This window comes from Pseudomonas saxonica, from assembly GCF_007858365.1.
Taxonomy (GTDB): Bacteria; Pseudomonadota; Gammaproteobacteria; order Pseudomonadales; family Pseudomonadaceae; genus Aquipseudomonas; species Aquipseudomonas saxonica.
Genome location: NZ_VFIO01000001.1, coordinates 910795 through 923549, shown reverse-complemented (window position 1 = coordinate 923549; position 12755 = coordinate 910795). Strand labels below are relative to the sequence as shown.

10 protein-coding genes are annotated in these 12755 nt (G+C 57.6%); 8 read left to right on the top strand and 2 right to left on the bottom strand.

Annotation, left to right across the window (positions count from 1 at the left end):
* Positions 1-23: 23 nt before the first annotated feature.
* The 8 genes from pcaR (at position 24) to pcaC (ending at position 7943) form a co-directional block, all read left to right on the top strand.
* Entirely contained in the window at positions 24-866 is an 843-nt protein-coding gene (gene pcaR, locus FJD38_RS04305; protein WP_122784727.1) for a pca regulon transcriptional regulator PcaR, read from the top strand.
* A 197-nt stretch (positions 867-1063) separates the two neighbouring features.
* A complete protein-coding gene (locus FJD38_RS04300; RefSeq protein ID WP_122784726.1) occupies positions 1064-1921 on the top strand; it encodes a CoA transferase subunit A in 858 nt (285 codons plus the stop codon).
* Complete coding sequence (locus FJD38_RS04295) at positions 1918-2700, top strand: CoA-transferase subunit beta (RefSeq protein WP_208727498.1); 783 nt, start codon at positions 1918-1920, stop codon at positions 2698-2700. Before FJD38_RS04300 ends, FJD38_RS04295 begins: the two co-directional genes overlap by 4 nt.
* Positions 2697-3902, top strand: coding sequence for a 3-oxoadipyl-CoA thiolase (gene pcaF, locus FJD38_RS04290; protein ID WP_208727491.1), 1206 nt, complete (start codon positions 2697-2699; stop codon positions 3900-3902). The genes FJD38_RS04295 and pcaF overlap by 4 nt, the downstream gene beginning before the upstream one ends.
* A gap of 119 nt (positions 3903-4021) precedes the next feature.
* Positions 4022-5314: an MFS family transporter gene (locus FJD38_RS04285; RefSeq protein WP_122784723.1), complete on the top strand. Its 1293-nt coding sequence runs from the start codon at positions 4022-4024 to the stop codon at positions 5312-5314.
* 47 nt (positions 5315-5361) lie between these two features.
* Positions 5362-6726, top strand: a complete 1365-nt coding sequence (locus FJD38_RS04280; protein ID WP_146384061.1) for a 3-carboxy-cis,cis-muconate cycloisomerase — start codon at positions 5362-5364, stop codon at positions 6724-6726.
* 13 nt (positions 6727-6739) lie between these two features.
* The gene (pcaD, locus tag FJD38_RS04275) at positions 6740-7540 is read left to right on the top strand and encodes a 3-oxoadipate enol-lactonase (RefSeq protein ID WP_146384059.1); all 801 of its coding nucleotides are present in this window, start codon (positions 6740-6742) and stop codon (positions 7538-7540) included.
* A 10-nt stretch (positions 7541-7550) separates the two neighbouring features.
* The gene (pcaC, locus tag FJD38_RS04270; RefSeq protein WP_122784720.1) at positions 7551-7943 is read left to right on the top strand and encodes a 4-carboxymuconolactone decarboxylase; all 393 of its coding nucleotides are present in this window, start codon (positions 7551-7553) and stop codon (positions 7941-7943) included.
* A gap of 208 nt (positions 7944-8151) precedes the next feature.
* On the opposite strand, the gene FJD38_RS04265 is transcribed toward pcaC, so the two are convergent.
* Together FJD38_RS04265 and FJD38_RS04260 are read right to left on the bottom strand one after the other, a co-directional pair.
* Positions 8152-9603: an AdeC/AdeK/OprM family multidrug efflux complex outer membrane factor gene (locus FJD38_RS04265; protein WP_122784719.1), complete on the bottom strand. Its 1452-nt coding sequence runs from the start codon at positions 9601-9603 to the stop codon at positions 8152-8154.
* A complete protein-coding gene (locus FJD38_RS04260; RefSeq protein WP_122784718.1) occupies positions 9600-12755 on the bottom strand; it encodes an efflux RND transporter permease subunit in 3156 nt (1051 codons plus the stop codon). The genes FJD38_RS04265 and FJD38_RS04260 overlap by 4 nt, the downstream gene beginning before the upstream one ends.

Here is a 12755-nt window from a genome sequence, read left to right as displayed (position 1 = left end):
AATAGTCAACGCAGGGGTTAGGAATGAATGATCAAATGCGCACGTCCACTTCCTCTATCGCTCCGCCTATCGTGGCGTCTCCTGCAAAGCGAATCCAGGCGTTCACCGGTGACCCTGATTTTATGGCGTCGTTGGCACGTGGCCTGGCTGTGGTGCAAGCCTTTCAAGAGCGCAAACGGCATTTGACGATTGCGCAAATCAGCCACCGTACCGAGATTCCGCGAGCTGCGGTACGTCGATGCTTATACACGCTGATCAAGTTGGGTTATGCCACAACGGACGGTCGTACCTATTCCTTGTTGCCCAAAGTGTTGACGCTAGGTCATGCCTACTTGTCATCAACACCGCTGGCGGTTTCAGCCCAGCCCTATCTGGACCGCATGAGCGAGCAGTTGCACGAGGCGTGCAACATGGCGACCCTTGAGGGTGACGACATCTTGTACATCGCCCGTTCGGCGACTACGCAACGTTTGATCTCAGTGGACCTTTCAGTGGGCGGGCGCCTACCGGCCTATTGCACCTCCATGGGCCGAATATTGCTGGCCGCGCTGGACGATGTAACGCTGCATGAATATTTGGCCAATGGTGAATTTCAGGCTAAAACCAGTCGCACCGTTCACACGCCCCAGGCGCTGCTTGAATGCTTGCAGCAAGTGCGAGAGCAGGGCTGGTGCATTGTCGATCAAGAGCTGGAGCAGGGGCTGCGTTCTATTGCCGTGCCGGTCTACGACGCTTCGGGGCAGGTTTTGGCCGCGTTGAACGTCAGCACCCATGCCGGACGGGTAACACGTACGGAGCTGGAGCAGCGCTTTCTGCCCATCATGCTCAGCTCTAGCCGTGAATTGAGTGCCCAGCTGTTCACCTAAGGTGCAGCGAACACATTCCTCCCCCCCCCCCCATTCCATTAGCCAGCACACTAACTATGTGTTCGATAAACGAACACATAGTCGATTATCGGATTGTTTTGGCCCGTGACGGCGGCTTAACCTGCTGAGCATACGGTGTCGCCTCGGCGCGCCTTTCTCTACTGCAAGTGGCCAACAAGAAACGGGAGCTACCCCTCATGGCAGACATCATTTCACTGCACGACGCCGTGAAACAATTTGTGGGCGATGGCGATACCGTTGCCCTCGAAGGTTTTACCCATTTGATTCCGACTGCTGCAGGTCATGAAATCATTCGTCAGGGCAAGAAAGACCTTACTCTGGTACGCATGACGCCTGACCTGATTTACGACCAGTTGATCGGTGCCGGGTGTGCGCGCAAATTGATTTTTTCATGGGGGGGCAATCCTGGCGTGGGTTCATTGCACCGTTTGCGCGATGCCGTCGAAAAACAGTGGCCGCAGCCATTGGAAATTGAAGAACACAGCCACGCCGATCTGGCCAATGCCTACGTGGCAGGGGCTTCGGGCTTACCATTCGCCGTGCTGCGAGCCTATGCCGGTTCAGACCTGCCCAAAGTTAACCCGCTGATCAAAACCGTCACTTGCCCGTTCACAGGCGAAGTGCTGGCAGCGGTGCCGTCGGTGCGCCCGGACGTTACGGTCATTCATGCACAAAAGGCTGACCGCAAAGGCAATGTGCTGTTGTGGGGGATTTTGGGCGTTCAGAAAGAAGCCGCACTGGCTGCCAAACGCTGCATCGTGACCGTTGAAGAAATCGTCGACGATCTGCAAGCGCCCATGAACGCCTGCGTGTTGCCGACCTGGGCCTTGAGCGCAGTGTGCCATGTGCCTGGCGGCGCCCATCCGTCCTATGCCCACGGCTACACCGAGCGTGATAACCGCTTTTATCAGGCGTGGGACCCAATTGCCCGTGACCGCGAGACGTTTACCGCGTGGATTAACGAGTTCATTCGTGGCACTGCCAATTTCAGCGAATTCCAAGCCAAATTGGCGCGCGCTTCGGAGGCAAAATAATGACGTACTCCACCAATGAAATGATGACCGTTGCTGCTGCTCGTCGCCTGAAAAACGGCTCGGTCTGCTTTGTCGGCATCGGTCTACCTTCCAAAGCCGCTAATCTGGCGCGTCTGACCTCGTCGCCTGACGTGGTGCTGATTTATGAATCTGGCCCGATTGGCGCCAAACCGAACGTGCTGCCGCTGTCGATTGGCGATGGGGAGCTGGCTGAAACGGCAGACACTGTTGTCTCCACCAGTGAGATTTTTCGCTATTGGCTGCAAGGCGGCCGCGTTGACGTAGGCTTTTTGGGCGCGGCTCAAGTCGACCGCTTTGGCAATATCAACACCACCGTAGTAGGTGATTATCACCAGCCAAAAGTTCGCCTGCCGGGGGCCGGTGGAGCGCCGGAGATCGCCGGCTCAGCGAAAAGCGTGCTGATTATCCTCAAGCAGTCGGCGCGCTCGTTTGTTGAGCGTCTGGACTTCATTACTTCTGTGGGGCATGGCGAGGGCGGTGATTCACGCAAGCGTCTGGGCCTGCCGGGCGCTGGGCCAGTGGGCATCATTACTGACCTGTGCATCATGGAGCCGGAAGCCCAAACCCACGAATTTGTAGTGACTGCCCTGCACCCAGGCGTGACCCGCGAGCAGGTAATTGGCGCGACGGGTTGGGCTATTCGCTTTGCCGATAACGTTGAGCAGACCCCTGTGCCTACCGAAGTGGAGCTTAAAGCCCTGCGTGATCTGGAAGCACGTACTGCCCTGGCCCACGGCCAAACGCCAGGAGAAGCGTGATGCGCGAGGTCTTTATTTGCGACGCAATTCGCACCCCTATTGGGCGTTTTGGCGGTGGTTTGGCAACGGTGCGTGCTGATGATCTGGCCGCCATACCGATCAAGGCGCTGATGGAGCGCAACCCTAGCGTGCAGTGGGCTGAAGTCGACGAGGTGTTCTTCGGTTGTGCCAATCAGGCCGGTGAAGACAATCGCAATGTGGCGCGCATGGCCGCCTTGCTGGCCGGTCTGCCGGAGACAATTCCTGGGGTGACCCTCAACCGCTTGTGCGCTTCAGGCATGGATGCCATTGGCACGGCTTTCCGGGCCATTGCCAGCGGCGAGATGGAGCTGGCGATTGCTGGCGGTGTCGAGTCAATGTCTCGCGCACCCTTCGTCATGGGCAAGGCGGATGCAGCGTTTTCGCGCAACATGAAGCTGGAAGACACCACGATTGGCTGGCGCTTCATCAACCCGTTGATGAAAGCTCAATACGGTGTGGATGCCATGCCACAGACGGCAGATAACGTGGCCGACGACTACGGTATCTCACGCGCCGATCAGGATGCGTTTGCCTTGCGCAGCCAGCAGCGCACTGCGGCAGCCCAGGCAGCAGGCTACTTCGCGGAGGAAATCGTGCCGGTACGCATCGCCCATAAAAAAGGCGAGACCGTGGTTGAGCACGATGAGCACCCCCGTGCCGACACGACTCTGGCAACACTCAGCAAGCTCAAGCCGGTCAACGGCCCTGATAAAACCGTCACCGCGGGCAACGCTTCGGGTGTCAATGATGGCGCGGCAGCCTTGATTCTGGCTTCCGCCGAGGCGGTTAAACGTCACGGCCTGACGGCTCGGGCGCGTGTGCTGGGCATGGCCAGTGCCGGCGTCGCACCTCGGGTCATGGGTATCGGCCCGGTGCCTGCGGTGCGCAAGCTGGTTGAGCGCCTGGGTGTGGCCGTCAGTGACTTTGATGTGATCGAACTCAATGAAGCCTTTGCCAGCCAAGGGCTTGCAGTGTTGCGCGAGCTGGGTCTGGCAGACGATGCGCCGCAGGTTAATCCCAATGGCGGGGCGATTGCCTTGGGTCATCCATTGGGGATGAGCGGGGCGCGTATTGTGATGACCGCATTGCATCAGCTGGAGAAAACCGGCGGCAAAAAAGGTCTGGCGACCATGTGTGTCGGCGTCGGCCAAGGTCTGGCATTGGCGATTGAACGAGTCTGACAGCGTGATGTGAAAAAGCCGGGCGATTGTTCATTCAATCGTTCGGCTTATTGTGATTAAGGCGTTACATGTTGCAAGGTATGTCGGTAAGCAACTAAACCCTGATGAGTATAAAAAACATGACAACAGCCACTCACTACACAGGAGAGGAACGCAGAAAAAGGATTTTTGCGATTGTCGGTGCTTCTTCCGGCAACCTCGTCGAATGGTTCGACTTCTACGTTTATGCCTTTTGCGCGATCTACTTTGCGCCTGCTTTCTTCCCATCCGATGACCCGACGGTTCAATTGCTGAACACGGCCGGGGTATTCGCAGCTGGCTTTTTGATGCGTCCTATCGGCGGCTGGATTTTCGGCCGGGTGGCAGACAAACACGGCCGCAAGAACTCAATGATGATATCGGTGCTGATGATGTGCGCCGGTTCACTGGTGATTGCCTTCTTGCCGACCTATGCCTCAATCGGCGCCTGGGCGCCGGCGTTGCTACTGGTAGCGAGGCTGTTCCAGGGGCTGTCGGTGGGCGGTGAGTACGGCACCACGGCGACCTATATGAGCGAAGTGGCCCTCAAAGGTCAGCGTGGCTTTTTTGCGTCCTTCCAGTACGTCACCCTGATCGGCGGGCAACTGCTGGCCGTATTGGTGGTAGTGATCCTTCAGCAATTTCTGTCGGAAGACGAGTTGCGTGCCTGGGGCTGGCGCGTGCCGTTCGTGATCGGAGCCCTGGCGGCGCTGATCTCGTTGATGCTGCGTCGCTCCCTGAAGGAAACCACCAGTGCTGAAACGCGACAGGATAAGGACGCTGGCAGTATCAGGGCCTTGTTCCGCGACCATAAAGCCGCGTTTATTACCGTGCTGGGTTACACCGCAGGTGGTTCGCTGATTTTCTACACCTTTACAACGTATATGCAGAAGTACCTGGTGAACACGGCCGGTATGCATGCCAAAACCGCCAGCTACATCATGACCGGCGCTCTGTTCCTTTATATGTGCATGCAGCCGGTGTTCGGCATGTTGGCGGACAAGATTGGCCGCCGCCAGTCGATGCTGTGGTTTGGCGCGCTGGGCACACTGTGCACGGTGCCGATCCTGATGACATTGAAAACCATCTCCAGTCCGTTTTTGGCGTTTGTGCTCATCACCCTGGCGCTGGCGATTGTCAGCTTTTACACCTCGATCAGCGGATTGGTTAAGGCTGAAATGTTCCCGCCTCAAGTGCGGGCGCTGGGTGTCGGTCTGGCTTACGCCGTAGCCAATGCCATTTTTGGCGGGTCAGCTGAGTACGTGGCGCTGGGGCTCAAGTCGATGGGCATGGAAAACACCTTTTACTGGTATGTGACGGCCATGATGGCCATCGCTTTTCTGTTCAGCTTCCGCTTGCCCAAGCAACCCAAGTACCTGCACCACGACCTATGAAGCACCGCGCGCGCCTTTGAAGGGCGCGCGCCTTCCAGGAAGGGTTTATGAGCGAGTGCAAGAGTCACCAACTGTTCGATGCGTACTTCACGGCCAAGGCCATGGGCGACGTGTTCAGTGATCATGGTCGGGTTCAGGCCATGCTTGATTTTGAAGCGGCACTGGCGCGTGCTCAGGCGCGGGTCGGGCTGATCCCTCAGTGCGCGGTGATGCCAATTCACGTGGCATGCCGAGCCAGCTTGTATGGCTTCGAAGCCTTGGGGCAGTCAATTGCCACAGCGGGGAACTCGGCAATTCCTTTGGTCAAAGCCTTGGGCAAACAGATAGCCATTGCCGCGCCAGATGCAGAACGCTATGTGCATCTGGGCGCTACCAGTCAGGATGTGATGGATACCGGGTTGGTGTTGCAACTGCGATCAGCCCTCGACTTGATTGATCAGGATCTGCGTCGGCTGGGCGATGTGCTGGCCGAGTTAGCCCTGCGTTATGCCACTACGCCGCTCGCCGGTCGTACCTGGCTTCAGCAGGCCACGCCTGTCACCTTGGGCATGAAAATAGGCAGTTGGCTGGGGGCGGTGAGCCGAAACCGTCAGCGTCTGGGCGAATTGAAACCCCGCTTGCTGTGCCTGCAATTTGGCGGAGCTTCGGGCACCCTCGCTTCACTGGGTGATCAAGCATTGCCCGTGGCACACGCGTTGGCCGAAGAGCTTCACTTGCAGCTACCCGAACAGCCCTGGCACACCCAGCGTGATCGTTTGGTGGAGTTCGGCGCGGTTTTGGGTCTGATTGCGGGCGGTCTCGGCAAAGTTGGCCGTGACATCAGTTTATTGATGCAGACCGAAGCCGCTGAAGTATTCGAACCCTCGGCACCGGGCAAGGGCGGCTCTTCAACCATGCCGCACAAGCGCAACCCTGTGGGTTCGGCGGTGTTGATCAGTGCCGCCACACGTGTGCCGGGTTTGCTGAGCATCTTGTTCAGCGCCATGCCGCAAGAGCATGAGCGCAGCCTGGGGCTGTGGCACGCCGAATGGGAAACCCTGCCTGAGATTTGTTGCCTGGTGTCCGGGGCACTGGCTCAAGCGCTCACGATTGCGCAAGGGCTGGAAGTGGATGCCGAGCGCATGGCCAGCAACCTTGATCTGACCCACGGGTTAGTGCTGGCTGAGGCGGTCAGCAGTGTGCTGGCTCAGCGCGTTGGGCGTGAAACAGCCCATCACTTGCTGGAGACATGTTGCAAGCGGGCCGTCGCCGAGCATCGCCACTTGCGCGCGGTACTGGGCGAAGAGCCTCAAGTGTGCGCCCAACTGTCGTCACACGAACTGGATCGCCTGCTTGATCCGGCTTATTACCTTGGTCAGGCGACGACGTGGGTTGAGCGCGCGCGGGCTGAACATTTTGCACTTGAATCATAAGAAGGAGCACTGCGTGGGACGTGTACAACTTGCTGAAGGTGAACTCAATTACCAGCTGGACGGCCCGCAAGGTGCGCCGGTGCTGGTCTTGTCCAACTCGCTGGGCACGGATCTGGGCATGTGGGACACGCAGATGCCTGCGTTTACCGAGCATTTTCAGGTACTGCGCTACGACACCCGTGGTCATGGCCAGTCACTGGTGACCAAAGGTCCGTACACCATTGCTCAACTGGGCGCTGATGTGTTGGCCTTGCTGGATGCGCTGAAAATCGAGCGTGCTCATTTTTGCGGCTTGTCGATGGGGGGATTGATCGGTCAATGGTTGGGCATCAATGCCGGGTCTCGCCTAAACAAATTAGTGGTGTGCAATACCGCCGCCAAGATCGGCGAGCCGGCCGTGTGGAACCCGCGTATTGAAATGGTGCTGCGTGAAGGTGCTGCGGCCATGGCCGGTCTGCGTGATGCGTCAATTGCCCGCTGGTTCACCCCAGACTTTGCCCAGGCCAACCCGCAGCAAGCCAAGCGCATTACCGATATGCTGGCCTCCACCTCGCCACAGGGCTACGCCGCCAATTGCGCAGCGGTGCGCGATGCTGATTTTCGTGACCAGTTAGGCTCAATCACGGTTCCCATGCTGGTGATTGCCGGCACTGAAGACGCGGTCACTCCGCCTTCAGGCAGCCGTTTCATTCAGGAACATGTACAGGGCGCGCAGTATGCCGAGTTCCATGCTGCTCACCTGTCCAACGTGCAGGCTGGTGATGCTTTCAGCCGGCGAGTACTGGATTTTCTGTTAGTTGAGAAGTCGGTTTAAGGAGCGTTTTGTGGACGAGAAACAACGTTACGACGAAGGCATGAGCGTGCGCCGCGAAGTGCTCGGCGATGCCCATGTGGATCGCAGTCTCAATGCCCTGACCGAATTCAACAGCGAATTTCAGGAAATGATCACCCGCCATGCCTGGGGTGATATCTGGACTCGCCCGGGCCTGCCGCGCCATACCCGCAGCCTGATTACCATTGCCATGCTGATTGGTATGAACCGCAGTGAAGAATTGAAGTTGCACCTGCGGGCGGCCGCCAATAATGGGGTGACCCGTGCCGAGATCAAGGAAGTGTTGATGCAGAGTGCCATTTACTGCGGCATCCCGGCGGCCAATGCAACGTTCCATCTGGCTGAGTCGGTATGGGATGAGCTGGGTGTTGAGTCGCGCGGCTGATTCAAAGCGTTTTGATACCCCGTAGCCGCTGACGAGGAACGAAGGCTGCGATCGGCGGCAAAGCCGCCGTAAAACCTGGCACGCCGAGGTGCCCGATTGTGCGAACGCTTTGCGCTCGATCGCAGCCTTCGTCAGCGACGACAGGCGCCATCGCCGCATTGAACAACAAACCCGCCAAAAGGCGGGTTTGTTGTTTAACCGGTATGCATCAAGCCTTGGGCGGCTCGTCCGAAATTGGACGGTTTTGCCCGGTCTGTTCGTACCAGCCACCACCCAGTGCCTTGTACAGATTGACCTCACTGGTCAGCTGCGACAGGCGATCAGTGATCAAGGATTGCTGCGCGCTGAACAACGAGCGCTGAGCATCAAGGAAGGTCAGGTTGCTGTCGATGCCGATGCGATAACGACGCTCTGCCAAGCGATAGTAATCCTGGTTGGCATTGACGAATTGGCTTTGAGCCTCCAACTGCTGTTTGTAGGTCTCGCGGGATGCGAGCCCGTCAGAGACTTCCTGAAACGCCGTCTGGATCGTTTTCTCATACTGAGAAACAGTGATCTCTTTCTGGATTTTCGAGTAGTCCAGGCTTGCGCGCAAAGCCCCTGCGTTAAAGATCGGCAGGGTGATTTGCGGCGAGAACAGCCACGTACCCGAACCGCCCTTGAACAACCCTGACAAGTCAGGGCTCAGGGTCCCGGCATTGGCTGTGAGGCTGATGCTAGGGAAGAACGCTGCACGTGCGGCCCCGATGTTGGCGTTGGCGGCCAACAGCTTATGCTCGGCTTCAAGGATGTCCGGACGACGTTGCAACAAGTCTGACGGCAAGCCTGCCGGGACTTCATTCAACAGGTCGACGGCCAGCGGTTTGGCTGCCGGCAGGTTGTCCGGTAACGATGTACCTAACAGTAGAACCAGACTGTTCTGATCCTGAGCGACCTGACGGGTATAGCGTGCCAGTTGCACCTTGGCGTTTTCGACAGAGGTCCGCAACTGGCTCACATCCAGTGCTGAGGCCACACCCACTTCGTTGCTGCGCAAGGTCAGCTTGTAGCTCTCGTTGAAGTTTTTCAGCGTGTCTTCAGTGAGCTTCAGCAGTTCTTTGTCAGCCTGCCAGGTCATGTAGGCATTGGCGACACTGGCCACCAGACTGATCTGGGTGGTGCGTCGCGCTTCTTCGGTTGCAAAGTAGTTCTGGAGCGCTTGTTCACTGAGGCTGCGGACTCGGCCGAACAGGTCCAGTTCGTAGGCACTGACCCCAAGGGTCGCCGAGTACTGGCTGGTGATGCCCGACTCTCCGGTTTGCGACATGCGCGCCGGGGTGCGTTGACGACTGCCGCTGGCATCCGCATTGACCGCCGGAAACAGATCGGCACGCTGGATACGGTATTGCGCTGCATACGCGTCGATGTTCAACGCTGCGACCCGAAGGTCGCGGTTGTTGACCAAGGCCGTTTGAATCAGCTGTTGCAGGGCAGGATCATGGAAAAACTGACGCCAGCCTTGTTCGGCGGCGGCCTGGTTGGCCGACTCCGCAGGTGAGTAAGCCGGGCCTTTAGGGTACTGCGCGGCTACCGGCGCTTCAGGGCGCTGGTAATCCGGGATCAACGAGCAGCCGCCCAGCGTAAACGCGGCGATAGCTACTGCGAGAAGCGACTTGCTCATTGGCCAGCCTCTTTATTTGGAGTTTTAGTCAGGTCCACTTTCTTTTTACCTTCGGCGCGGTTGCCGACGGAGGACACGGCTACGAAGAACAGAGGCACCCAGAAGATGGCCAGAATGGTAGCGCTCAACATACCACCGATTACGCCGGTACCGATGGCATGCTGGCTGCCCGAACCAGCACCATTGGAAATGGCCAGTGGCACCACCCCGAGGATAAAGGCCAGCGAGGTCATGATGATCGGACGCAGACGCATACGGCACGCCTCAATCGCGGCCTCCGTCAAGGTTCGGCCCTGTTCGTGCAGCTCCTTGGCAAACTCGACAATCAGAATGGCGTTTTTCGCTGCCAGACCGATGGTGGTTAACAGCCCCACCTGGAAGTACACGTCGTTGGACAAACCACGCAGGCTGGTAGCCAGCAATGCACCGATAATCCCCAGCGGCACCACCAACATGACCGCAATTGGAATCGACCAGCTTTCATACAAGGCTGCAAGGCACAGGAAGACCATCAGCAAGGAAATTGCGTACAGTGCAGGTGCTTGCGAACCGGACAGACGCTCCTCGTAAGACAGCCCCGTCCAGGCAATACCGACGCCTGCAGGCAACTTCTTGGCCAGTGCTTCAACTTCTGCCATCGCCTCGCCGCTGCTGTAGCCCGGAGCGGGAGCACCCAGAATCTCCATGGCTTCTACACCGTTGTAACGCGACAGCTTGGGTGCGCCGTAGGTCCATTCGCCGCGGGCGAAGGCCGAGAAGGGCACCATCGTTCCCTGATCGTTTGTCACGTACCACTTTTTCAGGTCTTCGGGGTTCATGCGCGAGGTCTCATTGCCTTGCAAGAACACCTTCTTCACCCGTCCACGGTCGATAAAGTCGTTGACGTAACTGGCACCCAATCCGATAGACAGCGTGTCGTTGATGTCTGACAGGCTGACCCCCTGAGCGCGTGCTGCTTCATCATCGATGATCAGTTTGTACTGAGGTTCGTCGTTCAAACCGTTCGGACGTACGCCGGACAGGATCTTGCTCTGCGCGGCCATACCGAGGAACTGGTTACGCGCTTGCATCAGTTTGTCATGACCGATACCGGCCCGGTCTTGCAGATAAACGTCAAAACCGGTGGCGTTACCCAACTCCATTACTGCCGGGGGAGCAAAGGCGAACACCATCGCATCGCGGAACGTGGCGAAGTGCTTCTGTGCCCGTGCTGCCAAGGCAAATACGCTGTCTTCAGGGCCACGCTCGCTCCACGGCTTGAGCATGATAAATGCCAGGCCAGAGCTTTGACCGCGACCTGCAAAGTTGAAGCCGTTTACCGTAAAGACTGACGATACGGATGAAGCCTCATCTTTGAGCAGGTATTCACGCATCCTGTCGATGACGTCTTGTGTACGCTCAGCCGTCGTTCCAGGTGGTGTCTGAACTTGGGCAAACAACACGCCCTGATCTTCTTCTGGAAGGAAGGAAGTAGGGATACGCGTAAACAGGAAGACCATGCCCACTACAATCAATACGTAGGCCAGAAGGTATGGAGCTTTGTGGCGCAGGATGCTGCCGACGCTGTTTTCGTAGCGTTTGACGCCGCTGTCGAACGTGCGGTTGAACCAGCCGAAGAATCCGCGCTTGTTCTCGCCGTGATCGCCTTTGGCAATCGGTTTGAGAATCGTGGCACACAAGGCTGGGGTAAAGATCAATGCGACCATTACCGACAGCGCCATGGCCGATACGATGGTGATCGAGAACTGACGGTAGATCACACCGGTAGAGCCGCCGAAGAACGCCATTGGCAGCAATACGGCCGACAGTACAAGGGCGATACCGACCAGTGCGCCCTGAATCTGGCCCATGGACTTTTTGGTGGCTTCTTTGGGCGATAATCCCTCTTCGGCCATCACCCGCTCGACGTTTTCGACCACCACAATGGCATCGTCCACCAGCAAGCCGATGGCAAGTACCAAGCCAAACATGGTCAGCGTGTTAATGCTGAAGCCTGCCGCAGCGAGGATCCCGAACGTACCCAGCAATACCACCGGCACAGTCATCGTAGTGATGATGGTGGCGCGGAAGTTTTGCAGGAACAGGAACATCACCAAAAACACCAACACAACCGCTTCAACCAGTGTTTCAACAACCCCTTCGATGGAGGCAGAGATCACGGGTGTGGTGTCATACGGGTAAACCACTTCCATGCCAGGCGGGAAGAAGGGTTGCAGATCTGCGATGGTTTGGCGGACCGCCTTGGCGGTGTTCAGTGCGTTGGCGTCGGTGGCCAGCTTGATTGCCAGACCGGAAGACGGTTTGCCGTTGTACTGAGCGCTGACGCTGTAGTTCTCGCCCCCCAGTGCCACATCGGCCACATCACTCAGGCGAACCTGAGAACCGTCCGTGTTGACCTTGAGCAGGATTTTCTTGAATTCTTCGGCGGTCTGCAGACGCGTCTTGCCGATAATGGTGGCGTTGAGTTCCTGGCCTTTGACAGCAGGCAGACCACCCAGTTGTCCGGAGGACACCTGCACGTTCTGTGCGGTAATGGCCGATTTGACGCTAACCGGGGTCAGGTTGTACTTGTTCAACTTGGCCGGGTCGAGCCAGATACGCATGGCGTACTGGGAACCGAACACCTGGAAGTCGCCCACACCTTCAGTACGAGAGATAGGGTCCTGCATGTTGGAAACGATGTAGTTGGACAAGTCGTCCTTGTTCATCGTGCCATCAGTGGACACCACGCCAACGACCATCAGGAAGTTTTTCACTGCCTTGGTCACGCGGATACCTTGCTGCTGAACTTCTTGCGGCAGCAGCGGTGTCGCCAGGTTGAGCTTGTTTTGTACCTGAACCTGCGCGGTATCAGGGTCAGTACCCTGGTTGAAGGTCGCGGTAATGGTCATGCTGCCGTCGGAGTTACTTTCCGAGGAGACATAACGCAAATGATCGATGCCGTTCAACTGCTGCTCGATCACTTGAACCACCGTGTCCTGAACGGTTTGCGCCGAAGCGCCCGGGTAGGTCACGGAAATCGAGATAGCCGGTGGTGCAATGCTCGGGTACTGGTTGATCGGTAGCTTGAGGATCGACAGCCCCCCAACCAGCATCATCACCAGGGCAATTACCCAGGCGAAAATTGGACGGTCGATGAAAAAATTCGACAT